Annotated in this window: 18 protein-coding genes and 1 riboswitch; of the genes, 9 read left to right on the top strand and 9 right to left on the bottom strand. The window is 63.1% G+C overall.

Features of this window, described 5'->3' with window-relative positions; genetic code table 11:
• Positions 1–37: 37 nt before the first annotated feature.
• From I8746_RS07095 to I8746_RS07080, 4 genes are all read left to right on the top strand, one after another.
• On the top strand, positions 38–1,288 hold the full coding sequence (locus I8746_RS07095) for an OprD family porin (protein WP_221100383.1): 1,251 nt from the start codon (positions 38–40) through the stop codon (positions 1,286–1,288).
• A gap of 74 nt (positions 1,289–1,362) precedes the next feature.
• Complete coding sequence (locus I8746_RS07090; protein ID WP_221100382.1) at positions 1,363–2,442, top strand: metal-dependent hydrolase; 1,080 nt, start codon at positions 1,363–1,365, stop codon at positions 2,440–2,442.
• Between the two features lie 68 nt (positions 2,443–2,510).
• Positions 2,511–3,422, top strand: a complete 912-nt coding sequence (locus tag I8746_RS07085; RefSeq protein WP_004374343.1) for a LysR family transcriptional regulator — start codon at positions 2,511–2,513, stop codon at positions 3,420–3,422.
• Between the two features lie 100 nt (positions 3,423–3,522).
• Positions 3,523–4,503 (top strand): LLM class flavin-dependent oxidoreductase, encoded by a 981-nt coding sequence (locus I8746_RS07080; protein WP_004374344.1) that lies wholly within the window; start codon positions 3,523–3,525, stop codon positions 4,501–4,503.
• A 43-nt stretch (positions 4,504–4,546) separates the two neighbouring features.
• Here the strand turns inward: I8746_RS07080 and I8746_RS07075 are convergent, their stop codons facing one another.
• The 4 genes from I8746_RS07075 to I8746_RS07060 all read right to left on the bottom strand — a co-directional run bounded on the left by I8746_RS07075 (position 4,547) and on the right by I8746_RS07060 (position 9,847).
• Positions 4,547–5,644 carry an alkene reductase gene (locus tag I8746_RS07075; RefSeq protein WP_014756675.1) on the bottom strand — a complete coding sequence of 366 codons (1,098 nt, stop codon included), beginning with the start codon at positions 5,642–5,644 and terminating at the stop codon, positions 4,547–4,549.
• 95 nt (positions 5,645–5,739) lie between these two features.
• Complete coding sequence (locus I8746_RS07070) at positions 5,740–6,750, bottom strand: aldo/keto reductase (protein WP_221100381.1); 1,011 nt, start codon at positions 6,748–6,750, stop codon at positions 5,740–5,742.
• Positions 6,751–6,822: 72 nt separating this feature from the next.
• Complete coding sequence (locus I8746_RS07065; RefSeq protein WP_161773708.1) at positions 6,823–8,343, bottom strand: FAD-dependent oxidoreductase; 1,521 nt, start codon at positions 8,341–8,343, stop codon at positions 6,823–6,825.
• Between the two features lie 175 nt (positions 8,344–8,518).
• Positions 8,519–9,847: an MFS transporter gene (locus tag I8746_RS07060; protein ID WP_221100380.1), complete on the bottom strand. Its 1,329-nt coding sequence runs from the start codon at positions 9,845–9,847 to the stop codon at positions 8,519–8,521.
• Positions 9,848–10,010: 163 nt separating this feature from the next.
• Here I8746_RS07060 and I8746_RS07055 point away from each other — a divergent pair, with 163 nt between their 5' ends.
• Together I8746_RS07055 and I8746_RS07050 are read left to right on the top strand one after the other, a co-directional pair.
• Positions 10,011–11,108 (top strand): sugar diacid recognition domain-containing protein, encoded by a 1,098-nt coding sequence (locus I8746_RS07055; RefSeq protein ID WP_014756678.1) that lies wholly within the window; start codon positions 10,011–10,013, stop codon positions 11,106–11,108.
• Positions 11,109–11,249: 141 nt separating this feature from the next.
• Positions 11,250–12,389, top strand: a complete 1,140-nt coding sequence (locus I8746_RS07050; protein WP_221100379.1) for a glycerate kinase — start codon at positions 11,250–11,252, stop codon at positions 12,387–12,389.
• A gap of 19 nt (positions 12,390–12,408) precedes the next feature.
• On the opposite strand, the gene I8746_RS07045 is transcribed toward I8746_RS07050, so the two are convergent.
• Positions 12,409–13,308 carry a LysR substrate-binding domain-containing protein gene (locus I8746_RS07045; RefSeq protein ID WP_014756680.1) on the bottom strand — a complete coding sequence of 300 codons (900 nt, stop codon included), beginning with the start codon at positions 13,306–13,308 and terminating at the stop codon, positions 12,409–12,411.
• A gap of 127 nt (positions 13,309–13,435) precedes the next feature.
• On the opposite strand from I8746_RS07045, the gene I8746_RS07040 reads away from it, so the two are divergent.
• Positions 13,436–14,476 carry an SMP-30/gluconolactonase/LRE family protein gene (locus I8746_RS07040; RefSeq protein ID WP_221100378.1) on the top strand — a complete coding sequence of 347 codons (1,041 nt, stop codon included), beginning with the start codon at positions 13,436–13,438 and terminating at the stop codon, positions 14,474–14,476.
• On the opposite strand, the gene I8746_RS07035 is transcribed toward I8746_RS07040, so the two are convergent.
• The 4 genes from I8746_RS07035 to I8746_RS07020 all read right to left on the bottom strand — a co-directional run bounded on the left by I8746_RS07035 (position 14,466) and on the right by I8746_RS07020 (position 22,350).
• Positions 14,466–15,446 carry a site-specific integrase gene (locus tag I8746_RS07035; protein WP_012052344.1) on the bottom strand — a complete coding sequence of 327 codons (981 nt, stop codon included), beginning with the start codon at positions 15,444–15,446 and terminating at the stop codon, positions 14,466–14,468. The two genes, I8746_RS07040 and I8746_RS07035, sit on opposite strands and share 11 nt — an antisense overlap.
• Positions 15,447–15,506: 60 nt before the next feature.
• Positions 15,507–17,834, bottom strand: coding sequence for a bifunctional diguanylate cyclase/phosphodiesterase (locus I8746_RS07030; RefSeq protein WP_221100377.1), 2,328 nt, complete (start codon positions 17,832–17,834; stop codon positions 15,507–15,509).
• Between the two features lie 81 nt (positions 17,835–17,915).
• Positions 17,916–18,899, bottom strand: a complete 984-nt coding sequence (locus I8746_RS07025; RefSeq protein ID WP_004374374.1) for an SCO family protein — start codon at positions 18,897–18,899, stop codon at positions 17,916–17,918.
• A 55-nt stretch (positions 18,900–18,954) separates the two neighbouring features.
• Entirely contained in the window at positions 18,955–22,350 is a 3,396-nt protein-coding gene (locus I8746_RS07020) for an Ig-like domain-containing protein (RefSeq protein ID WP_221100376.1), read from the bottom strand.
• 241 nt (positions 22,351–22,591) lie between these two features.
• A riboswitch (TPP riboswitch) is annotated at positions 22,592–22,706 on the top strand.
• Between the two features lie 78 nt (positions 22,707–22,784).
• Between I8746_RS07020 and I8746_RS07015 the strand changes: the two genes are divergently transcribed.
• On the top strand, positions 22,785–23,432 hold the full coding sequence (locus tag I8746_RS07015) for a TenA family protein (protein WP_004374380.1): 648 nt from the start codon (positions 22,785–22,787) through the stop codon (positions 23,430–23,432).
• Positions 23,429–24,094: a thiaminase II gene (gene tenA, locus I8746_RS07010; RefSeq protein ID WP_221100375.1), complete on the top strand. Its 666-nt coding sequence runs from the start codon at positions 23,429–23,431 to the stop codon at positions 24,092–24,094. Before I8746_RS07015 ends, tenA begins: the two co-directional genes overlap by 4 nt.
• The last annotated feature ends 81 nt before the right edge of the window (positions 24,095–24,175 follow it).

The raw sequence follows: 24,175 nt of genomic DNA, 5'->3' as shown, positions 1-24,175 counted from the left end.
GCTTTACCCATAAAAACAAGATCAAGAGAGCTTCGGAATGAACCACACCCCTTGCATTGCCCTGGGCCTGACATTGCTCAGCCAGCCACTGCTGGCTGCCGAAGGCGGCTTCTTCGAGGACTCGAAGGCCACCCTGAGTGCCCGTAACTACTACTTCAGCCGCGATTTTTCCGACATTGTCGGGGCCAACAAACAGTCCAAGGCCGAGGAGTGGGCCCAGGGTTTCATCCTCGACTTCAAAAGTGGCTACACCCCAGGCCCGGTCGGCTTTGGCGTGGACGCTCTGGGCTTGCTGGGGATCAAGCTGGACAGCAGTCCAGACCGCACCAACACCGGCCTGTTGCCGGTGCATGGCGACGGCCGTGCTGCCGATGAGTACAGCCGCCTGGCGCCGACCTTCAAGGCCCGGGTATCAAAAACCGAACTGCGTGCAGGTGAACTGCAACCGAACCTGCCGGTGCTGACCTTCAGTGATATTCGCCTGTTGCCACCCACCTATCAGGGCCTGAGTTTGAGTTCGTCGGAAATCGACGGGCTGACTATGCAGGCCGGGCACTTGAAAAGCACCCACCTGCGCAACGAGGGTGGCGACGGCAAGATGAACGCGATGCTTGGCCATGTGCCGATGCGACAGGCCGAAAGCGACGCGTTCAACTATGTGGGTGGGGATTATGCGTTCAATGCCAATCAGAGCAGCGTCAGCCTTTGGTACGGTCAGCTGGAGGACATCTACCAACAAGGCTTCGTTGGCCTGAAGCACAGCAAACCCGTCGGGGACTGGGTACTCAGCGCCAACCTGGGTTATTTCACCGCGCGTGAGCAAGGCGATGCGCTGCTGGGCAACATCGACAACCAGGCGTTCTTCTCGCTGTTCACTGCCCGGCACGGCGGGCACAGCTTCCATGCCGGCTACCAGGGCATTTATGGCGATAGCCCGTTCCCACGGGTATTCGCCAACATCTCGCCGTTGGGCAACGAGGTGCCGACCTATGAGTTTGCCTACACCGACGAACGCTCGTACCAGGTGCGTTACGACTACAACTTCGCCGCCATGGGCGTGCCGGGCCTGACAGCGACCGTGCGCTACATAACCGGTAACAATGTCGATACCGGGCTGGGTTACGAGGGGCGTGATCGCGAGCGTGATCTGGATATCGGCTATGCGGTGCAGAGCGGGGCACTCAAAGGGTTGGGGATTCGGGTGAGGAATGCCATGGCGCGCTCCAACTACCGCAGTGATATCGACGAGAACCGCCTGACGCTGGTGTACACCTGGCAGCTGTTCTGAGCCATTCAGGAGAATTGCGCATCAGGGGTGTATGGGGGTAGCGTGCGGAAACGACTCTTTCAGGAATCCCCACCTTGGACTCCATCACCCAAGCCGTACTTGGCGCGGCGCTGCAAGGGACCGTGCTCGGGCGCATCCAGGGCCGACGCTCGCTGCTGTACGGTGCAGCACTGGGCACGCTGCCGGACCTGGATGTGATCATTCGCTATGCCGACCCGGTGTCGCAGATGACTTATCATCGCGGCTTCTCCCACTCGTTGTTCGTGCTCACCGGCCTGGCCTTGCTGTTGGCCTGGCTGGTCAACAAGCGCTGGCCCGGAAAGGGGTATACCTTGCCCAGGCTTTTTTTGGCGTTCTGGCTGGTATTGGTAACCCATCCGGTGCTCGACGCCTTCACGGTTTACGGCACGCAGTTGTTCTGGCCTTTGCACACCACCCCGGAAAGCTGGGCGGCGGTGTTCATTATCGACCCGGTCTACACCGTGCCGCTGCTGGCTGCGGTGGTCTTCACCCTCATGAAGGGCGTGACCCGCAGGGCTACCCGCCTGCTGACCATGGCCCTGGTGTTCAGTACCTGCTACCTGGGTTTCGGCCTGGCGGGGCGCATGGCTGCCGAGCAGCGTTTCCAGTCGGCACTGGACCAGCAAGGTATCGTCGTGAGCGAGGTGCGTGCCGTGCCGATGGCATTCAACAGCCTGGTCTGGCGGGTGTTGGCCAGGACCCCGGATGGCGATTATTACGAAGGCGTCAGCAGCGTGCTCGACCAGCAACCCCCCGAAATGCAACGCTTGTCGCGCAATCTGGAACTGGCGCAAGCACTGAAAAATGACCCTTTGCACCAGCGCTTGCGCTGGTTCACCGATGACTGGCTGCGTTATGACCAGATTGGCGACGCACTGGTGGTCACCGACCTGCGCATGGGTATCCCGGGGAATTACACCTTCCGTTTCAACATGGCTCAGCGCGATCATCAAGGGCAGTGGAGGGTCGGTGTACCTTCGCCGTGGCGAGGCAGCGGGCCTGGCTCGCTGTTCAACGCTCAAGAGCTGATGCTTATCTGGCGACGCATTGTCGACCAGCAGCCGCCACTGCCGCTGGCTAACTGGACCGATCGCTACCTCGGGCAGACGGAAGCTGCAAGGCAGCCCCACTAGATCAGGAACCTTGCATTGCCTGAAATCGCACCCATCTATGGCGGTTCGATCAGCGTCAGGAAAACACCATGGAACCCAACCGCTTCGGCGACATCGCCGCTTTCGTCAGCGCCGCGAAGGCCGGCAGCTTCACCGCTGCGGCTGCCAGCCTGGGCCTGACGCGTTCAGCGGTGGGCAAGAGCATCGCCCGCCTGGAAGCCCGCATGGCGGTGCGCCTGCTCAACCGCACTACGCGCAAGCTGAGCCTGACCGATGAAGGCCTGGTGGCGTTCGAGCGCTGGCGGCAGATTCTGGATGACCTGGACGAGGTCGAAAGCACCATGGCCCTGCGCCGCGGCAAGCCCACTGGCACCCTGCGCCTGACCGCACCGCTGTCGCTCGGGCAGCGCCATGTATTGCCTATCCTCGACCAGTACCTCAAGCAATGGCCCGAACTGCGGGCGGATATCCGCTTCACCGACCGTTTCGTTGATCTGGTCGAAGAGGGCGTGGACGTCGCCGTGCGCATCGGTGCACCTAAGGAAGACTCGCAATTGCTGACGCGCACCGTCGCCTGGCAGCAGTTCGTGACCTGTGCATCGCCTGCGTATCTGGAGAAGCGCGGTGTGCCGCAGATGCCCGGCGACCTCTATGGCCATGACAAGATTGCCTTCCTGGCGGGCGAGAAGGCCATGCCCTGGCGCTTTCACACAGAAGCGGGGCTGCACCTGTGCGAAGATCCCGGGCGGCTGAACATCGACAGTTCCGAGGCCATGCTTGACGGCGCCCGGGCCGGTTTCGGTCTGATTCACCTGCCTACCTATATCACCGGTGACGACCTGCGCGCTGGCAATCTGGTGGAGGTACTGCACGCCTACCGCCCCCCGGCAGACCCCATTCGCATCGTCTACCCAAGCAAGCGCCACCTGTCCCCTCGGGTACGCGGCTTCATCGACTTGTTGGTGGCCAGCTGGGAGCCGGGCGTGCCTTGGGAATACTGATTGGGGAATGCCAGGCCCCTATGCCGGGCCTGAAACTGGGTTTATCGCTGGCGGCGCAGCATGGAAACTGGCAGCCATTGATAATCCCTCTGGAGACCCCATGACTGCACTGTCCGTACTGGATCTGGTCATGATCGGCGAAGGCAAGACCTTCGCCGATGCGATCGAAGAATCCCGCCAGCTGGCGCGGCATGTCGAGCAACAGCACTACAGCCGCTACTGGATCGCCGAGCACCATGACATGCCGGGCATTGGCTCGGCTGCCACTTCGCTGGTGATCAACGAAATCGCCAATGCTACCCGACACATTCGTGTTGGGGCTGGCGGCATCATGCTGCCCAACCATGCGCCGTTGGTGGTGGCCGAACAGTTTGGCACCCTCGATACATTGCACCCGGGCCGTATCGACCTGGGCCTGGGCCGTGCGCCAGGCACGTCCGGGCCGACCGTGCGTGCATTGCGCGGCGCCGCGCCAGAGCGAGATTTCAGCCAGGACATCGCCGAGCTGCGTGATTACCTGGCGGACAACGGCAAACGTCGGGTGCGCGGCGTACCGGGTGCGCACGATGTGCCGGTGTGGATCCTCGGTTCCAGCCTGTTCGGTGCTGACCTGGCGGCGAAGCTGGGCCTGCCTTATGCCTTCGCCTCGCACTTTGCCCCGCGTTACCTGCTGCAGGCCATTGCCCATTACCGCGCCAACTTCCAGCCTTCCGCGCAACTGGCCAAACCGTATGTGATGGTTGGCATGAACCTGTTCGCCGCTGCCAGCGATGCTGAGGCGGACTACCTGGCCAGCTCCCACCGCAAGTGGATGCTGGACCTGCATGTCGGGCGCTTTGGCTTGCTGCCCAAGCCGCAAGAGGGTTACATCGAACGCTTGCCGGACCACGAGCGCGCCGTGCTCGAGCAGGTGATGGCCTGCACCGTAGCCGGAGGGCCTGAACGGGTGAGGGAAGGGCTGCGCTCGCTGATTGAGCAGACCGGGGCGGACGAGCTGATGATCGACTGCCGCATCCATGACCCGCTGGCGCGGCAGCGGTCACATGCCTATGCAGCGCAGGCGTTGGCTGAACTGGGCTGACACGAAAAAAAAACGGGCGCCCGCAAGAGCGCCCGTTTTTGCATCAAGCCTGCTTCAGGAACGGATAATCCGTATACCCTTCAGGCCCATTGGCATAATCGAACTTCGCCCGGTGCTCATTCAACGGCGCTTGCAGCCGCAGACGCTCCACCAGGTCGGGGTTGGCAATGTAGGCGCGCCCGAACGCCACGGCATCGATCAAACCCCGCCCGATGAGGTCTTCGCCTTTCTCGGCGGTATAGGCACCGGCCGCGATGATCACCCCGGGGTAGGCGGCGCGAATGGCCTGGCGGAACTCGTCACGCAGTGGCTTGCCGCCGGCCCAGTCCGGTTCGGACAGGTGCAGGTAGGCGAGGTTGCGCTTGGCCAGTTCGCGGATCAGGTACAGGCCGGCGGCCTCCTGGTCTTCGCCATTGTCCACACCATTGAAACCACCCAACGGGAACACGCGAATACCGACCCGGTCGGCGCTCCAGTTGGCAATGGCCGCGTCCACCGCCTCCAGCACAATGCGCGCACGGTTTTCAACGCTGCCGCCGTAGCGGTCTTCGCGCTGGTTGGCACTGGGGGTGAGGAACTGGTGCAGCAGGTAACCGTGGGCGGCGTGCAACTCGATGAAGTCGAAGCCGGCTTCACAGGCGTTGATCGCGGCCTGGCCAAAGTCGGCGACGATGCCAGCGATCTCCGCTTCGCTGAGTGCCCGGGGTGCGGAGGTTTCCACGCGCGTCAGGTTGCCTTGCGCATCACGCAGGGTGGTGCGTGCGTCCGCCGGCAGCGCCGAAGGGGCCACGGGGGCCTCGCCGCCAGGTTGCAGCGAGGTATGCGACACCCGCCCGGTGTGCCACACCTGCACGGCGCTGTGGCCACCATCGGCATGGATGCCTTGGTTGATGTGCTTCCAGGCAGCGATCTGCTCGGTGCTGTGAATGCCGGGCGAGCCAGAATAGCCCTTGGCCTGGAAGGAGATTTGCGTGGCTTCAGTGATGATCAGGCCAGCACTGGCGCGCTGACGGTAGTACTCGGCCATCAGCGCGGTGGGTACATCACCCGGCTCCAGGCTGCGCAGGCGGGTGAGGGGGGCCATGAATACGCGGTTGGGCAGGGTGAGGGGGCCGATTTGCAGCGGTTGCAAGAGTTTCATTGCAGCTCCAGAGGTGGAAAACCAATGGTGCGCACGATACCGAGGTGATTGGGGAAAGGGGGGACCGGGAGCCCGGCTCAGGGCTCCCCAATGCGTCAGCTGCGCGCCAGCCGCCCACTCACATAATGCGCCACGTCATTGAAGCCCGGCGTGGACGCATGCCCTGGCGTCACCAACGAATCGATGAACGCCTCATCCTCCGCGGTAATCTTCACCGCCAATGCGCCGCCATAGGTATCCCACTGTTCCTCGGTCCGCGGCCCGACAATCGCCGAACTGACCCATTGGTTATTCAACACCCAGGCAATGGCGAATTCGACAATACCCACCCCCTTGGCCTCTGCGTACGTCTGAATCTGCCGGGCAATGGTCAGCGACTCCTGGCGCCACTCCACTTCCATGATGCGTTTGTCCTGCCGCCCTGCGCGGCTGCCGGCGTCCGGCACCGCGCCCGGCGCATACTTGCCGCTGAGCACGCCCCGGGCCAGCGGGCTGAAGGGTACGACGCCCAGACCATGGGCGGCGGCGGCCGTGAGCTGTTCGGGCTCGGCCTGGCGGTTGACGATGTTGTACAGCGGCTGGCTGACTACCGGCCTGGGCACACCAAGGCGCTCGGCAACATGGCAGACCTCGGCAATGCGCCAGCCACGGAAATTGGACACCCCCCAGTAGCGGATCTTGCCCTGGAGCAACAAGTCGCCAATGGCCTGCACGGTCTCCTCCAGCGGTACCTTGTGGTCTTCGCGGTGCAGGTAATAGATGTCCAGATAGTCCATGCCCATGCGGGTCAGTGTGGCATCCACGGCATTGAAGATGTGCTTGCGCGACAACCCGCTGCGGTTGGGCAGGCCGTCGGCCGGGCCGAAGCCGACCTTGCTGGCGATGACCCAGTCATGGCGATGGCGCGCCACGGCTTCACCGACGATTTCTTCCGAGCGCCCGGCGTTGTAAACGTCGGCGGTGTCGATGAAGTTGATGCCTTGGTCCCAGGCCTTGTCGATGATGCGCAGGGCATCCTCGGTACGGGTCTGCTCGCCGAACATCATGCTGCCCAGGGTAAGGGCGGAAACCTGCAGGCCACTGTGGCCGAGGGGGCGGTAGATCATGCGCGTGGGTCCTTATGCAGTCAGCTGACCTGCCTGTTTTACACACAACCTGGATGCATTGAAAGGCACCCCTTAGCCAATGAGCGCCAAAGCTTCCTGCAGGCTCAAGGGGCGCTTCAGGCGTTGCGACAGCGTCGCCATGGCATCGGAGTAACCCTTGGCGATAACGGCCTCGACGCGTTCATCCACACACTGCAGGGCAACAAAATCGCCGTTTTCCGGCTCACCGACGAATTCGATCCGGTTCCAGTCCCTGGCATGGCCTAGCACTTCATAGGTACGGCCATGCTGGTAGGTCCAGAAAAACGGTACATCGGCATAACGGCGTTGTTCGCCAAGCATGTTGGCGGCGGCGATAACCCCGTGTTGCTGGGCCAGGCGCCAGTGCTCGATGCGCACCGGGCGCCCCGTGAGCGGGAAGGTGGCAATGTCACCTGCGGCCCACAAACCGTCAGCTGCGCGCATTTCGGCGTCGACCCTCACCGATTTGTCTTCGCCAAGCGGCACCCCTTGAAGGAAAGCGGTGGCGGGTTTTACCCCGGTGCCGAACAGCACCAAGGGGGTCTGCAGCCGTTCACCATTGGCCAGTTGCACCACTTCGACCTTGTCCAGGCCTTCGATCCGCTCGACCTCTGTGGGGCCGTGGAAGGTGATGCCTTTTCGTTCATGCAGCGCGCGAATGCAGCGCCCGATACGCTCGCCCAACTGTCGGACCAGAGGGACTTCGTGGCGCGAGACCACGTGCACCTGCACGCCATACTTGCGCAATGCCGAGGCTGCCTCCAGGCCGATGAAGCCGTCACCGACAATGACCACCGGTTGGCCAGGCTCGGCTGCGTCGAGCAACTGTGCAGCATCTTCCAGTGAGCGGAGGGTGAACACCCCGGGCAGGTCGGCACCGGGAATGTCTGGGCGCAGTGCTTGACCGCCGGTTGCCAGCAGGCAGGCGTCGTAATCGATCTGCTGACCATCGGCGAGGGTGACCTGGCGCTTTTGGCTGTTCAGGGTGCGCACCTTGCCGTGCTTGCGCTGCAGTTGGCCCTTGCGCAGGGCGTCGGCTTCGAGCAGCGCGGGGACCTCATCGGGCGGCATCTGCCCGGCAATCACGAATTTGCTCAGTGCTGTGCGATCGTAGGCCGGCTGGCGCTCCTGATCGATCCATACCAGCCTGCCCGCGAAGCCATGAGCCAGCAGGGTGGCGACGGCGGCGCTGCCGGCGGCACCGGCGCCGACCACCACGAAACAGCGGGCATCGCTGTGCCTGGGCGGTTCGCTGGCCGGTAGGGGCTGGTCATCGACCCAGACTTCATCGCCCTTGATCCACGCCTTGTAGCGGCGCAGGTCGGCGAGTGCAGGCGGCTCACAAACCACGCCATCGTCAACGGCGAACGCAGCTTTGTGCCAAGGGCAGACCAGCAAACCACCGCAAACCACGCCTTCATCAAGGGGGGCGCCTGCGTGGGGGCAGTTGCCCTGGTAGGCGTGTACCTGATCGCCTTGGCGGATGAGGATGAGTTCTTCGTTGCCGGCCTGGACGCGCAGGGGACGGTGCTCGTCGAGCTGGGCCAAGCGGGCCACGGCGTACTGGGTCATGGGGCTTCTCCAAAGGGGCCTTTGGAACCATTTGACGCCTGGGGCGGGAAGGGGATGCGTTGAGCTGACGATCGGTGGCGGGTGTGGATTTGGTGTGGCTTGGGTGGGCATCATTGCAGGCAGGCCTGCGCCCACAGGCTTGAAACCTGTGGGCGTGGGCAAGCCTGCGAATGCCTCAACTCACCCGTGCAGTACTCAGCGAACCCGCTCGCGTTACACGCAAGGCCACCAGGCTACCCAATACGATCAACGCGGCGAGCGAATACAGTGCGGCATCGGTTGAACCGGTCTGGTCCTTGATGAACCCGACCAGGTATGGGCTGAGAAACCCCGCCATCTGGCCTACCGAGTTGATGATCGCCAGACCTGCCACGGCGGCTCCGGCACTGAGCAGCGCAGTCGGCATTGGCCAGAACATCGGCAAACCGGTAAGCGCGCCCATGGTGGCGATCGACAAGCCAAGAATGGCAATGCTCGGGTTGCCGGCGAAGTTCACCGCAATCAGCAGGCCGACGGCGCCCATCAGCATTGGCACCACCAGGTGCCAGCGGCGCTCGCTGCGCAGGTCGGCCGAGCGCCCGCAAAGAATCATGAACACACCTGCCAGCAGGTACGGGATGGCGCTGAGCCAGCCGATCAGCAGCGGGTTGTCGAAGCCCATGCTCTTGATGATCGAGGGTAGCCAGAAGTTGATCGCGTACACGCCGCTCTGGATGCAGAAGTAGACGAAGCCGAAGGTCCAGATCAGCGGGTTGGTCAACACGGCCAGCACGCTGTCGCTGGTGGTGCTCGGTTTGCTTGCAGCATCGGCCTGCAGGTCGGCAGCGATCAGCTGACGTTCAGCCGGGCTCAGCCAGGCGGCTTTCTGGTAGCCGTCACTGAGCAGGAACACCGCCAGTACGCCCAAGGCCACGGTCGGCAGGCCCTGGATCAGGAACATCCACTGCCAGCCGGCCAGGCCGTGCTGGCCGGCGGCGAAATGTTCGAGGATCCAGCCGGAGAACGGCCCGCCAAGCAGGCCCGATACCGGGATCGCCGACATGAAAAGGGCCATGATGCGGCCGCGCCGGGCCGCCGGGAACCAGCGCGAGAGGTACAGCACCACACCCGGGAAGAAGCCGGCTTCGGCAGCGCCGGTGAGCAGGCGCAGGGTGTAGAACTCGGTAGGGGTGGTGACGAACAGCAGGCAGGTGGACAGGCTGCCCCAGGCGATCATCATCAGCGCGATCCAGCGCCGTGGGCCGAAGCGATTGAGGGCCAGGTTGCTTGGCAGGCCACACAGTACATAGCCGATGAAGAAGATGCCGGCGCCAAGGCCGTACACCGTTTCGCTGAATTTAAGGGCGTCGAGCATCTGCAGCTTGGCAAAGCCGACGTTGACGCGGTCCAGGTAGTTGAACAGGTAGCAGATGAAAATGAACGGAATCAGCCGCAAGGTGATGCGCCGGTACAGCGCGTTGCGGGTGGTGTCCGTGCCTTGGTCAGGGGCGGGGCTGTGTGCCATGATCGGGTTCTCTGTTGTTATGGTTTTCGCCGCGTCGCCTGTTCCGGCGCTCGCCCTGACGAGTCTCGGGGACTGCGGCTAGCCTGTCTTTGTGCTTTTGCACAGCGCTTGGCCCAGGCTGCTGTGCCCGAGCCCAAAAGCCAAACACCTAAAGGACCCCGCAATGTTCGAACTCGACCATGACCTGGCGCAGGATATCGTTGACCGGGCAATGGCCATCTTGCCTTGCAACGTCAATGTCATGGACAGCCAAGGGTTGATCCTGGGCAGTGGTGAGCCTGAGCGCATCAACACCCGTCACGAGGGCGCGCAGCTGGTCTTGGCCAATGGCCGGATCGTCGAGCTGGATACCGACGCGGCCAAGTGCCTGAAGGGCGTGCAGCCCGGAGTGAACCTGCCATTGATGCTCGATGGGCGGCTGATGGGCGTGTTAGGCCTGACCGGCGACCCGCAGCAGGTGCGCACGTATGGCGAGCTGGTGCGCATGACCGCCGAAATGCTGCTGGCCCAACGCAATTTACAGGCTGACCAGCAATGGCGAAGGCAGCGCTGTGACGACCTGCTGGCGCTATTGCTCGGCGGCAGCGGTAACGCCCCGCGCTTGCTGGACGAAGCCCGTCAGTTGGGCTTGAAACCTCAGCTGGCGCGGATACCGTGCCTGTTCGAGATTACTTCGGGGCCACCTGCCGAGGCGCTGGCCGCATGGTTGATGAGCCGTTATCCGGATAGCTGGTGCGTCAGCCCGGCCCGCCAGTCGTTGCTGTGGTGCCGCCCGGCAGGCGTGGCACTGGATGAACTGCGCCTGCTGGAACGCCTGCAACGCCACGGCTGGGACATTGAGCGACTGGCCCTGGGCAGTGCAGCGCAGAGCCTGGAGCAGTTACGCCGTGGTTACCGCCGGGTGCGTGACTTGCTGGCCTATGGCCGCGAAGTATTGCCCCGCGAACGATTGCTCAGCCTGCAGCGCTACCGGCTGCCGGCGCTGCTGTGGCGCCACCGTAACGACGATGCGCTGGACGAGCTGCTGGAGCCGTTGCAGCGCATCCGCGCCAAGGACAGCAGTGGGCAGTTACTCACCACCCTGCGCGCCTGGTGTGCACATGACGGCCAAAGCCAGTCCTGTGCCGATGCCCTGGGCATCCACCGCAACAGCCTGCGCTATCGACTGGAGCGAATAGCCGAGCTGGGCGAGGTCGACCCGCTGCGCCTGGAGGGGATGCTTAGCTTGTATCTGGGGTTGCAGCTGTTGCCAGCTGACTGAAGTATTCACTTGCCGGCGATTGGGCCAGAACAGGCAAAAAGGCATCTGCCCAAACAACCCGGCCGGCGTTTTGTGCATTTGACCGAGGCCACCTGCGCAGCCACCTGTCAGCATGCCGCTCATCAGGACAGGAGAAACCCCATGAAAATCGTGATTGCCCCCGACTCGTTCAAGGACAGCCTCGACGCTGCCGGTGTCGCCCGCGCCATCGCTGCGGGCCTGAGCGAAGCGTGGCCCGAGGCTGAACTGGTCGAGTGCCCAATGGCCGACGGTGGCGAAGGCACCATGGAGGCGATCCTGGCCGCCAGCCAGGGTGAACTGCGCCGCCAGGCCGTGCGCGGGCCATTGGGGCAGCACGTCGAGGCCGGCTGGGGCTGGTTGCCGCAAAGTCGCACCGCAATCATCGAAATGGCCCAGGCCAGTGGCTTGCAACGGGTGCCAACCGGCCAGCGCGATGCTTGCCGCAGCAGCACCTGGGGGACCGGTGAGCTGATTGCCGCAGCCCTCGACGCCGGCGCTCAGCGTGTGGTGCTGGCCATCGGTGGCAGCGCCACCAACGATGCCGGCAGTGGCATGTTGCGAGCGCTTGGCCTGCGCCTGCTGGATTCTGAAGGGCAAGCGCTGGAAGAGGGCGGCCTGGCCTTGGCCAAGCTGGCCCGTATCGACGCCAGCGGTCTCGACCCGCGCCTGGCCGGGGTGCAGTTTGAAGTCGCGGCGGATGTCGACAACCCATTGTGTGGCGCCAACGGCGCATCGGCGATCTTCGGCCCGCAGAAAGGTGCCAACCCGCAGCAAGTGGAGGCGCTGGACCACGCGCTGAATCATTTTGCCGACCATTGTGCGCTGCTGTTGGGCGCGGATGTGCGCGATTACCCTGGTTGTGGTGCGGCCGGTGGCATGGGCTTCGCTGCCCGGGCATTCATGGACGCGCAGTTCCGCCCTGGGGTGGAAGTCGTGGCTGAGCTGGCTGGCCTTGACGCCCTGGCACAAGGGGCAGATCTGGTGGTGACGGGCGAGGGGCGTTTCGATGCCCAGACACTGCGCGGCAAGACGCCGATGGGGGTGGCGCGGGTTGCCAAGCGCCATGGCGTGCCGGTGGTGGTACTGGCCGGGACCTTGGGGGAGGGGTATCAGCAGTTGTATGCCCATGGGGTCGACGCTGCATTTGCACTGGCCAATGGACCGATGAGCCTGGAGCAGGCGTGTGCAAATGCTGCCGAGCTGTTGCAGGCCAGGGCTTGTGATATCGGTCGGCTGTGGCGCTGCGCGAAGCGAGGCTGAACACCCTGTAGAAATGGCCTTATTGCTGTGTCTCGAACATGGCAATGAAGTTGGCCAGCGCTGGCGAAGCATTCTGGGCGTTCCATTTCATGTACAGCCCAAGCCCTGGGGGTGGCTGGTCATCGATAGGGCGGATGGGGCAAAACTGCACGCGTTCGCGCGGGGTTGAGCGGACGAAGGACGCCGGCACCAGGGCCACGCCAAAGCCGCAGGCCACCAGACCCAGCAGGGTGTGGATCTGCGCCGCCTCCTGCACGACCTTGGGGTAGAACCCGGCCGATTCGCACAACGCAACCAACTGTGCGTGGTAGCCGCCGCCCAGCGCTTGCGGGGTGAACACGAAGTCCTCATCGGCAAATTCGCGCAAGTCGACGGCCTCGTGCCGCGCCTTGGGATGGCTGGCGGGCAGCGCCATGACGATCTGCTCGTCAAGCAGCAAGCGTGCCTCCAGGGTGCCGGCCGGCAGTGGTAGCCTGCGCATGAAGCCGATATCCGCCTCACCAGCCAGCAAGGCCTTGGCCTGGGAGGCGGATGGCATCTCGCGGATGGTCAGCTGCACGTTCGGATAAGTCTCCCGAAAGCGGCGCAAGCGGTTGAGCAGCGAGTCGTAATAGGCGATGGAAATGGCCGTGATGGTCAATTTGCCGCTGACCCCCGCCGAAACGCTGCGCGCGTACTCGATCCCTTGTTCCAGTTCAGCAAGCGTGCGGTAGGCGGTGTCGAGAAACGCTGCACCCGCTGCGGTCAGGCGCACCCCGCGCTTGTTGCGCAGAAGCAGGCCGAAGCCGAGCTTTTCCTCAAGCCGGTTGATCGCCTGGCTCAGCGGCGGTTGCGCCATGTGCAGGCGCTGGGCGGCCTTGTGAAAGTGCAGCTCTTCGGCCACGGCGATGAACTGCCTGAGCAAACGTGTTTCGATCATCCAGCATTCCTGCAGCGCGGCGACTCAGCGGTGATATCCATGGGATATCAAAGTTGCATGCTTTTAATATTAAGTCATTGATTTTTTTGTTGATATCGTAAGAAAGGAGAATTGAAGGTAGCCAGAAATGCCCGTTACTCATCTGGCCGGTGCGCTGTGCCATCCCACTGATTGCACCTTGCGCACCAGCATTAGCCAGCACATCGCCACGCGCTTCAACGAATACAGCAGTGTCAGCTACCCTCGGGACCTCGGCCGTGTGCAGGTGGCCGAGCGCTGGCGCCGCATCAAGGAATGCAATTACGTGCCGGTCAAAGTGGCCAACACGCGCGCGGACCTTGGTGAAAGCCTGGTCTGGGATGAACGCAGTGGCGTGCTGTACTTTGTCGATATCTCTGGCGGGCGCATCAACGGCCTGACACCCGATGGCGAAGTCGATTGCCTTTACGAGTCTGCCGCGCGTATTGGCGCCCTGGCGCTGACCGACCGGGGTAACCTGATTTTCACCGAGGATGCCAGCGTGGCCATCTTCGATGTGCCAGCACGCAAGGTCAGCCAGCATTCGGCATCAGTGCATCCGCGCTCGACTTACCGCTTCAACGACGGCGCCTGCGACCCGCAGGGACGCTTCGTCACCGGCCTGATGGACGAGGCCCTCAGCGGCAATACCGGGGCGTTTTTTCGCTTTGACTGGCAATTGAGCGACCAGGTGATTCACGATGACATGGCTTTGCCCACCGGCCTTGCCTGGTCTCAGGACGGCCACACGGTGTACTTCGTCGACTCGGCGGCGCGTGCGATCTACCGCGCAGAATACCTCATCGAAGGCCGGCTGGGCGCTGTCACGCTGTTTGCCGAAACCCCCGCCGAACTGGGCCGGCCGGATGGCCTGGCGCTGGACCGCGACGGCGGGCTGTGGGTGTGCCAGTACCATGGCAGCTGCCTGCTGCGCTACGACCGCCACGGGCACCTGACCGACCAGGTGTTGATGCCAGTACCGTGCCCCACCAGCTGCTGCTTTGGCGGGCCCGGGATGAACACCTTGTACATCAGTACCGCGCGTTACGACATGACGCCAGAAGACCTGCACCATTATCCGGACGCTGGCGACCTGTATGCCATTCGCCCGGAAATTGGCGGCGTCGCCAGGTACAGCTTCAAGGAATAAGCGGTTGCACCTGACTGGCCGGTAGCACGGCCAGATCGCCAAAACGCTGCGCCGAGTCGATGTAGCGCAGCGCCGACTTGGCGTCTTTCCAGCCCACATAGCTCATCAGCGACTTCAGTTCCCAACCATTGGCCGTGGCCCAGGTGGCGAAGCCACGCCGTAGTGAGTGGCCGGTATACAGTGCCGCCGGCACCCCGGCGCGTTCCAGCATGCGCCGCAGCAGGCCCACCAGGCTGTTGCTGTTGAGCGCGTTGTCGCCAAGGTTGCCCCAGCGGTCGAGTTTGCGGAACACCGGCCCATGGGCAATACCGGCGACTTCAAGCCATTGCAGGTAGGCAGTGACAGGGCATAAGGCCTTGAGGGCAGGGGTGCGGTGCTGTACGCCCAAGGCTTCGCGGTCGCCCTTGCTGCGCGGCAGGAAAAGCGTAATGCCGACACCGGCTTGCGCCTGGATGTGTTCGATGCGCAGGCGTGCCAGCTCATCGCCGCGAAAACCACGCCAGAAACCCAGCAACAGCAATGCGCTGTCACGATGAGCCCGGCGCAGGGCTGCCAAGTCATGGTGCTCGCGGGCTTGTCGGGCTTCTTCTTCAAAACACGCTACAGCGGTTTGCAGGTGTTGCAACAACAGCGGGGCAGCCTGCTTGGGCGGCGTCGGGTGCAGGGTGCGGATGCCGCGTAGCACCTGACGTACCAACGGCGCCTTGGTCGGATCGGGGAAACCTTGGGCGACGTGCCATTGGCTGAGCGCGGCCAGGCGTTGACGCAGGGTGCTGACTGCATGCTGGTCGGCATGATCGGCTAGGTAGCGGGCGATACTCTCGGCGGTGGCCGGGAGAAAGCCGCCCCAATGGCTTTCGAAGTGCTCGATGGCGGCCTGGTAGCTGCGCCGGGTGTTGTCACGGGTGGCGGCGCGAAGGTAGCGCTCGATATCGGTCATGGTGCGGGTGTCGGTGTGTGATCGGTACACGATAAACCGAAATGCGTTGCCTGTCCTTGCCCAACGCCATCGGCAAGCCTGCCGTTGCGCTCAGTACACGCATGCCTTGTCCTCGATACCGTTGAAGGGCGGGTAAACCCACAGCTGTGGCAGCGACAGTGGCCGGCTGAAGTGGTAGCCCTGGGCGATATCGCAGCCGGCAAGCTTCAGGTACACCACCTGCTCACGGGTTTCCACCCCCTCGGCCACCACTTCCAGGCCCAGGCGCTTGGCCAGGATGATGGTGGAGGACACGATAGGGCTGTCGTCATGGCTGTTGGACAGCGCCGCGATCAGCGAACGATCAATCTTCAGCTTGCTCAGGGGCAGTGAATGCAGGTGGGCAAAGCCGGCGTAGCCACGGCCAAAATCGTCCAGACTGATACCCAAACCTGCGCCGCGCAACGTATGCAGGTGCGCCACCGCCATGCCTTCGGGGTCGAGGATGGTGGTTTCGGTAATTTCCAGCTCCAGCTGCTGGGGCGCGATGCCGTGATGCTGCAATTTGCTCAGCAGCCGGTCAGCGAAATCGGCTTGACGCAGCTGCAGGGCGGAGACATTGACTGCCAGCCGTGTCTTGCGGCCTTGGGCATTCCAGCTCGACAAGGCTTCACAGGCCAGCCGCAGCACCTCCCAACCCAGTTCGACAATGAAACCACTGCGCTCGGCCAGGCCGATGAAGCGGTCCGGGTACAACAGGCCGAAATCAGGGTGGTCCCAGCGCACCAGCGCCTCGTAGGCCAGCACCTGGTGGGTGTCCAGGCGCATCTGTGGCTGGTAGTGCAGCACGAACTGGCGTTCGGCCAAGGCACTGCCGAACGCTTGCTCAAGGGTGAAAGCCTGGACATCGGCCAGGTTGAGCGAGGGGTCGAAAAAGCGATACTGCGCGCGTCCTGCCTGCTTGGCCGAGTACATTGCAGCATCGGCACTGCGTATCAGGCTGTCGATGTCCTGGCCATCACGCGGGCAGATACTCACCCCTACGCTGGGGCTGGTGTTGACCTCTTGGCCATCCAGGGCGTACGCGGCCGACAGTTTCTGCACCAGTTCGTGGACCCAGGCGTTGATCTGCTCCTCGCTGCGCTCGCCGGCCAGCAGCACCACGAATTCGTCGCCGCCAAAGCGCGAAGCCTCGTCGCCGGGCTCCAGCAGGCGCTGGATACGCCCGGCCACAGCCTGTAGCAGCAGGTCGCCAATCTTGTGTCCGAGCGAGTCGTTGATCGACTTGAAGCGGTCCATGTCGATGAACAGGATCGCCATCAGTCGGCGCTTGCCACGTTGCCGAGTCAGCGCCTGGCTGGCCACTTCGACGAACTGGCGGCGGTTGTGCAGGCCGCTGAGGTGGTCGGTGGCGGCGGCGTGGCTGCTGCGCCGGTGTTCGTCCTCCAGGCGCACGATCAGTTGCTGATTGACCTGCTGGGCATGTTCGAGCGCGTCGAAGGCCTCCTGGCGCTTGCGCAGCAGGCGCAAGGTCCATAGCAGGCTGGCCAGGATCATCAGGGTCATGCTCAGGTTCAACCAGAACTGCCGGGAATAGGCCAGCGTCGAGGGTGCGAGGATTTCTGCCTGGCGCTGGCTGACCACCACGCTGAAGCCGTGCTCGGGTACATGGCGGTACAAGCTTTGGTAGGCATCACCCGCTATGTATTGGGTCAGCATGCCTGCTTCGGTGTTTAGCACCGGCAGCGGTGGCTGCAATAGGTCGCCCGCAGTCACCACGCCGCTGTTGTCGAGGCGCGGCCGCTCCAGGCCGTCATCCTGCAGCAGACGCACCAGGCCACTGTTGCCCAGGTCGATAGGCTGGAACAGCACCGCCAGGTAGCCGACGTCCAATTGCACCACCAAAAGGTTGTCGATTTCCCGGCCGGTCGAATTGGTCAACGGCAGCAGGAAGGGCAGGCGCCCAGTGGGCAGGGCAGCGGTTTGGCTGACAGGCTGAATGCTCGGCAGGAAAGGTTTGAAACCGTAGCGGTCAATGTGCCGCTGCAGTTGGTGCAACCAGTCTGCCGGCAACTCGGCGGCCTCATCGGTGTGGCTGGCCGCTAGCAGCCGGCCTTGTCGGTCGTACAGGCTCAAGCGCTTGAACACTGGGTCTGCGGCCAGGCTGGGTACCAGGCTGAAGTTGCCTTGGCGCCGCGCGTTCATGTCGTCCTGGGTAACACGACCCACCGCCTGGGCGCGGTCGACAAGCTGTCGCAGGTTTTCGCCCACGATGCTGGCCAGGTTCAGGTGCTCGACGGCCTTGGCCGACAGTGCACCCTGTCGGGCGGTGGCTTTCTGCGTGACGTGCAGCCCCCAGAGAAAGGCCAGGGTCGCTGCACAGAGCATCAGGATCAGCAGTCGCAGAAGGCTGGAGGAGGAAAGCGAACGGCGAATCACTGCTGATAGTTCCCGACCCTGGGTAATGCTCGGAAAATACGACAATAAGATGACAGCCTGATGACTGGTGGCCAATAGCCTTTAGGGGATTTCCCTATTAGCCATGGGTGTTTGCAAGCGAGCCGTTTCCTCTTCGAGGTAGCTCATCAATGCACTGACTTCGGCATCGCCCAAGCGCATGTTGGGCATGGCCAGGCGGTTGTATTGTTCGAACAGCAGCATGGCCAAGGGGTCTTTTTCGGCCAGCATCTGGTCGGGCACCTTGAGCCAGCGGGCCAGCCAGTTGGCGTCACGCTGACGGGTCACGCCCAGCAGGTCGGGGCCGATGCCTGGCTGGCCTGGCTCGGTGTTGCCCACGGTATGGCAGGACGAGCAGCGGGTACGGAATATCTGCTCGCCGCTGCTGGGTGAGCGGATTTGCGGAGCCTGAGCGTAGTCATTGCTCATGGCGCTGGCCTGCTTCCAGTTGTGCAGGCTGTTGCCCAGGCGGTCGGCAAGGATGTACGGGCTTTCGAAAGGTGAGGCTTTCATCCAGCGGCCGGTGGACTGGTTGCCGATGATGAGGCTCAGGTTGTGGTCTTTTGAGCGGCCGTTTTCCAGGCCATCGATCCACAACCCCAGGCTGCGGCGTAGTTGCTCGATGTCGTCGGGTTCGCCGGTCAGCAAGGTCCAGCCTGGGCCGATGCCGAACTTTTCGGCATAGCGCTTGAGGGTGGCGGGGGTGTCGTTATAAGGGTCGATGCTGATGGAGTAGAGGAAGATGTCTTTGCCGACCCGGTCACCGAGGATTTTCTGTACCTGGCGCAGGCGAGCGGTTTCCACTGGGCAGGAGTCGGAGCAGCCGGTAAAGATGAAGTTGATGGCGACCACCTTGTCCTTGATCAGGTCGTCGAAGAAATGCACTTTTTCGCCGTCCTGAGTGAGCAAGGGGATGTTGGGGAAATAGCTGGCCCCCCAGGGAGAGGCCGCTGCTTCGGCCACCGTTCGTTGGGGTTGCAGCGGCCAGAACGGAATGCTGGCGGCGAACAACGCGAGTACCAGCAGGAAACGCCATGAGCTGGGCATGATGCGGTCCTCGTGGGTTGGCTGATGGGGGCCGCATGGCGGCCCCGCTTTGCACTCACTTGTATGTGACTGGCGCTGTCACCGTCTGGCCCAGCGTCGATTTCACCGTGACCGTCGCTGGCGTGGCCGGGCCAAAGCCGGTGGTGGTCACCGCTACCCGCCAACGGGCCCCCGTAGTCGTGGCAGTCAGCGTCGCGTTCCCCAGGCTTACCGGACCACCGGTGGTTGCTGCAGTCACGCTGATGCTGTTGCCCGTGGCGACCGTGGTAGTCCCCTGCACATCCCAGGTGAAACGGTTGCCGCTGCGTACCTGCACCGTGGCACTGGTGACCTTGAGCTCGTCGGCCGCCGCTGCTGCGGTTACGGCGATGCTGACCGTGGCCGGGGTCACCGACTCGGCCCCCTTGGTATCACGCGCCGTGTAATTGAAGCTGGCCGTGAACGGCGTGGCGACCGTAGCGGGTGGGTTGTACGTCACGGTGGTGCCGTCTGTGCTGACGGCTCCCTGGCCGGAGTCTGGCTGGCTGAGGCCGGTGACCGTGAGCGGTACGTTGCCGTCCGGGTCGCTGTCGTTGGCCAGCACGTTCAGGGTGATCGCCTTGCCTGCAGTCGTTGCGGCACTGTCATTGGCCACGACAGGTGGTTTGTTGGCCGGGTCGTCATTGTCGTTATCGGTTTTGGTGCGGAACGTTGGAAGGCCTACCGAGGCCATGTAACGCACGCCATCCCATCCTGGCAGCGGGGTGGGCATCACCTGGAACTGCCCCGGGTGTTCAAGGTCCCAGCGCAGCAGCATCGAAGAGTCCTCGTGCTGGGTGTTGTGGCAGTGCTCCATGTAGGTGCCGGCGAACTCGCGGAAGCGGATGGCCATTTCCACCTCTTCGGACGAATCAGGTTCCGACCCGATACGGTACACATCCTTGCGCGCCCATTTTTCCCATTCTGGCGGGGCCTTGCCGTCGCGGCTAAGAATCACGCCTTCCTCGAAGTGCACGTGTACCGGGTGGCTCCAGCCATTGCCGCCGTTGACGATCTTCCACACTTCCAGGGTGCCGTCGCCGCTAAAACCACCGTCGGTGGATTGGTTGGCCAATTGCGGCGCGGCACTGATGCGGCGCGGGTCCATGCTGTAGCCAAAGCCGCCGTCGGTCTTGATGGTCCACGGGGTGGTGTCCGTACCGTCAGAGCGGCCAAAGATGAACTCGCGGTGGCGGGCATCCTTGAGTTTGGCCTGGTCGGCTGCGGCGTCGCGGTCAATGGGCAGGGGCAGCATTTTCAGGCCAGCAGCCTTGCCTGGCTTGGCCGGCTCATAGGCTACCGGGTCCATGCTCAGGTCCTGGCCGGTGTACGGTTGCACCCACAGTTGCAGAAACTTGCCGACAGCCGGGTCGCCGTTGTCCCACTGCGGGCCTTTGCTGGTCTGCTTGATTACCGCCTTGTATTTTTCCGACAGCACGTCGGCCAACGGGATAGCTTGATTCGGACCTTTGCCGGAGTCGTGCTCCATCAGGTTGACGAAGTACAGCTTGTCGCCGGCCTTGATGCCGTTCTTGGCGAAGTTGATGATGATGTCGTAGCGCTCGGCAATGGCCTGCAACGGCAAGACGCCGTTGTTGTCTTGCAGGTTGCCGTCACCATTGAGGTCCATCGTGCCGTCGAATGGCACCGCGTGTTCCATGATATTGCCGTCGTTGGCGATCATGTGGAACGGCACCCGCGCATACGACAGGTTGGAGCCGGACGGGCCTTTGAACTCACCACTGGTACCGGCAATCTCCCGCACCACGGCGAACTTGAAGTAGCGCGACACCGAGCCGTTGAGGAGACGGAAGCGGTAACTGCGCGCACGCACCTTGAGCCTGGGCTTGTACTGCCAGTTGACCAGAATCTGGTCAGCGAGGAAACCGTCCGTGTTGAACGGGTTGAACCACAGCTGGCCATTGGCATCCCAGGCTTTGTCGGCAATCACCAGGTTGACGTCATAGTCACGGTTCCCCCAAGGCATGGCTGACCCGCTTGGGAAGCGCAGGTTGACCCCGTCCTGCAGGGCCTCGTTGCCGCGGTCCAGGGCGCTGTAGTAGTTCATCATCACGGCGTTGCCCTTGTAGACGTTCTGCGCCGTGAAATCCATCATGTGGTCGTGGAACCAGTGGGTACTCATGGTTTCGCGCCAGTCGCCACGAATCTTGATACTGCCGTTCTCGCAGGTTTTCAGGCCCGGTGAACCATCGTTGACGAACAAGGTTTCACCCGGCGAGCAGGGGAAAGCTGCACGCGGGTCCTGGGCACGGGTGTTGATGGTGTCGTAGCCGGCCAGCTGCACCGGCCAGCGGTAGTCGTAGTACTGGCCGGGGAAGAAGTACGCGTTGGCAAAGCCGTCGCTTTCGGCCGGCGAGTGGCCGTTGTGCTCGTGGGTCGAGATGGTATGCAGGCCAAAGCCACCGTTGGCCGAGGGGTCAATCGGCAGGGCGTTGTAATGGCGCATCAGAATTGGCTGGCCGTAGCGCACCATGAGCAGTTTGGGCGGGAAGGTGCCGTCGAAGGTCCAGAGCGATTTGTGGTTTTGCAGCGGCATGTTCGGATGGAAGCGTGTGTCGATGCCCTTGGTGGTGCCCAGCGTGGTCGGAATGTCGGAGGTCTGGTAGTACAGGCCGCCCGGGGCAAATTCGCCGACGGCATAGTTGTGCATTTGCTTGCGGTCGCGCAGACCGAGGTTGATGCGCGCACCGGCCTGGGCGGTCTTGAACGCTGCCTGCGGGTAGAACTCGGTCCAGCGCTGGTGCGACCAGCCTTTTCCTGGTGGCCGGCCTTCAGCGGGTGAACCGACCGGCTGGCGGTTGAGGAACATCTCGATCTGCGCCTTCCATGGGTTGCGGTCCAGCACGTTGGCGTACTGGGTCGGAAACGGGTACAGGCCGGGTTGCTTGAGGAACGCTTCCAGAGCGCTGCCACTGGGTCCGCTGCGTGCTACCACGTTGGGGTCTTGCGCGGGGGCCGCGCCGAGGGTCGGTACCGGGAAGGTCAGATCGGGCGCCGGCGTGGTCGGGTCGAGCTTCTCTGGCCCGAATTCTTCGAACAGCAACAGTTGCTGGGTGAAAGGTTGTGCACCGAACAACGGGCTGGGTTTGCCGTTGGTAGGGTACTTGTCCGATGTTTGCAGGGCCGGCGGCAGCACGTTGTCGGTGCCTACCGTGTTGCGGTCGCCATACGCGCCATCGGTCAGCTCCAGCGAGCCTTCGTTGGCCTCCGGCATGGTGTTCAGCTCAAGCAAGGCAGCGGTCGGGTCGTCCGGCTGGTCGGTGTAGGCCGAAGGGTCGGTCGGCGGTGGCATGCTGTTGTCGTCGAGGGGGGCTGCCATGGCCGTGATCAACCCGAGGCTGATCATCAGTGCCGTGACGGAGGACAGATGGAACACGCGTCTGGACGCGTGACTCGCAGCAGGTGTTTTCATTGGCTTAAGCCTCTTTTGCGGCCTTAGGGCCTTAAGCCATCAATGGCGTTTTGCCCGTTAAATGGCCATCAGCAACAGCTATGCCAATAGATATTTCAGTAATGCTTTGACATACATAACCTTGCAGCGACTGGCGTGCACTCAAAGATGGCGCGTCAAGAATGGGGACAGATACCCATTAGCGGGTCACCATTGCCCACAGTTTGGGGCGTGACAGCCGCGGCGCCCTCGGGTATACCTGAGCGCTACCAAGGGGAGCCCGGCAATGGGCTGAGAAACCGCTGAACGCTGCAGCGCGGTGACCCTTCGAACCTGATCCGGATCATGCCGGCGAAGGGATGGGGCTTGTAACCTGCCTTTTTGCCGGCCTCACTGCGAGGCCAGTCCATGCCAACTTTCAAGGTCTCGCTGTCACCCTCATCAAGGACAGCAACATGACCGAACGTTTCAGCCAGTCCCTGCGCCGCCAGAGCGAGCCGACCTGGTCGGCGGCCGTTGGCCACCGTTTCGTGACCCGATTGTGCGACGGCAGCCTGCCGGACCCGATCATGGTCGACTACCTGGTCCAGGACCACCGTTTCCTCGACAGCTTCGTGACCCTGCTAGGCGCGGCCATCGCCACCGCTGACACGTTTGAAGCCCGCCTGCGCTTCGGCCGCTTTGCCGGGATGATCTGCAGTGACGAGAACACCTACTTCCTGCGTGCCTTCGAGGCCTTGGGTGTCAGCCCGGCGCAACGCAGTGAACCGGCCGATACCGCGCCTACCGCAGGTTTCAAGGCGATCATGCGCGAAGCGGCAGCCACCCGTTCCTACGCAGCGGCACTGGCGGTGCTGAACGTTGCCGAAGGCCTGTACCTGGACTGGGCGCTCAAGGCGCCGAAACCGATGCCGGACAACTTCGTCCATGCCGAGTGGATTACCCTGCATGACAACCCGGCATTCCAGGCATTCGTCGCTTTCCTGCAGGCCGAACTGGACCGCGTCGGCCCGCAGGAGGCCGCATTGGCAAGTGACTTCTACCAGCGCACCGTGGCGCTGGAGCTGGCTTTCTTCGATGCAGTGTACCCGGAGGGCAAATGAGCATGGATATCTTCGAGCGCCTCAAGACAGCTGCCTCGCCACAATGGAACCGCTACGTAGACCATGACTTCGTGCGTCAAATGGGCGAGGGCACGCTAAGCGAGGAAGCGTTCCGGACCTACCTTGTGCAGGATTACCTGTTCCTGATCCAGTTCGCCCGCGCCTGGGCGTTGGCTGCCTACAAAAGCCGCCGCCCGGCCGACATTCGCGCGGCGCAGGCCGGGCTGGCGGCGATCCTGGATGAAACCGAGCTGCACTTGCGCCTGTGCGCGCGCTGGGGCTTGACCCAGGCAGACATCGAGGCCGCGCCAGAGCATCAGGCCACGGTGGCATACACCCGCTATGTGCTGGACTGCGGCGCAGCCGGCGACCTGCTGGAGCTGCACGTGGCACTGGCACCTTGCGTGATCGGCTATGCCGAAATCGGCCGGACCCTGGCCGAGCGTATTGGCGACTTGAGCAATCACCCCTACCTCGAGTGGATTGGCGAGTATGCCGGGGAGGGCTACCAAGGGGTGGCCGCAGCAGCGCGCAAGCACCTGGATGAACTGGCGGCGCGCAGCATGACCGAGCAGCGGTTCGCCGAACTGGCAGGGATTTTTGGCCAGGCCTCCAGCCTGGAGGCTGATTTCTGGCAAATGGGGTTGGACGGGACCGTGTAAACCGCCGTGGGCTGGGTGATTACTACCCAGCCCAGGCCCGCTTTGGTGCATGAGCGCCTCAAAATAAGTCGTCCCGCACAC

Origin of the sequence: Pseudomonas sp. USTB-Z, from assembly GCF_019691255.1 — a bacterium.
Taxonomy (GTDB): Bacteria; Pseudomonadota; Gammaproteobacteria; order Pseudomonadales; family Pseudomonadaceae; genus Aquipseudomonas; species Aquipseudomonas alloputida.
Note: the sequence above shows the minus strand (reverse complement) of the source record. Positions and strands in the feature narration are given on the sequence as shown.

Bases quoted from the DNA above. Each gene is read 5' to 3' on its own strand.
- I8746_RS07095 (WP_221100383.1), top strand. From the start codon at position 38: ATGAACCACACCCCTTGCATTGCCCTGGGCCTGACATTGCTCAGCCAG.
- I8746_RS07085 (WP_004374343.1), top strand. From the start codon at position 2,511: ATGGAACCCAACCGCTTCGGCGACATCGCCGCTTTCGTCAGCGCCGCG.
- I8746_RS07080 (WP_004374344.1), top strand. From the start codon at position 3,523: ATGACTGCACTGTCCGTACTGGATCTGGTCATGATCGGCGAAGGCAAG.
- I8746_RS07075 (WP_014756675.1), bottom strand. From the start codon at position 5,644: ATGAAACTCTTGCAACCGCTGCAAATCGGCCCCCTCACCCTGCCCAAC.
- I8746_RS07070 (WP_221100381.1), bottom strand. From the start codon at position 6,750: ATGATCTACCGCCCCCTCGGCCACAGTGGCCTGCAGGTTTCCGCCCTT.
- I8746_RS07065 (WP_161773708.1), bottom strand. From the start codon at position 8,343: ATGACCCAGTACGCCGTGGCCCGCTTGGCCCAGCTCGACGAGCACCGT.
- I8746_RS07060 (WP_221100380.1), bottom strand. From the start codon at position 9,847: ATGGCACACAGCCCCGCCCCTGACCAAGGCACGGACACCACCCGCAAC.
- I8746_RS07055 (WP_014756678.1), top strand. From the start codon at position 10,011: ATGTTCGAACTCGACCATGACCTGGCGCAGGATATCGTTGACCGGGCA.
- I8746_RS07050 (WP_221100379.1), top strand. From the start codon at position 11,250: ATGAAAATCGTGATTGCCCCCGACTCGTTCAAGGACAGCCTCGACGCT.
- I8746_RS07045 (WP_014756680.1), bottom strand. From the start codon at position 13,308: ATGATCGAAACACGTTTGCTCAGGCAGTTCATCGCCGTGGCCGAAGAG.
- I8746_RS07040 (WP_221100378.1), top strand. From the start codon at position 13,436: ATGCCCGTTACTCATCTGGCCGGTGCGCTGTGCCATCCCACTGATTGC.
- I8746_RS07025 (WP_004374374.1), bottom strand. From the start codon at position 18,899: ATGCCCAGCTCATGGCGTTTCCTGCTGGTACTCGCGTTGTTCGCCGCC.
- I8746_RS07020 (WP_221100376.1), bottom strand. From the start codon at position 22,350: ATGAAAACACCTGCTGCGAGTCACGCGTCCAGACGCGTGTTCCATCTG.
- I8746_RS07015 (WP_004374380.1), top strand. From the start codon at position 22,785: ATGACCGAACGTTTCAGCCAGTCCCTGCGCCGCCAGAGCGAGCCGACC.
- tenA (WP_221100375.1), top strand. From the start codon at position 23,429: ATGAGCATGGATATCTTCGAGCGCCTCAAGACAGCTGCCTCGCCACAA.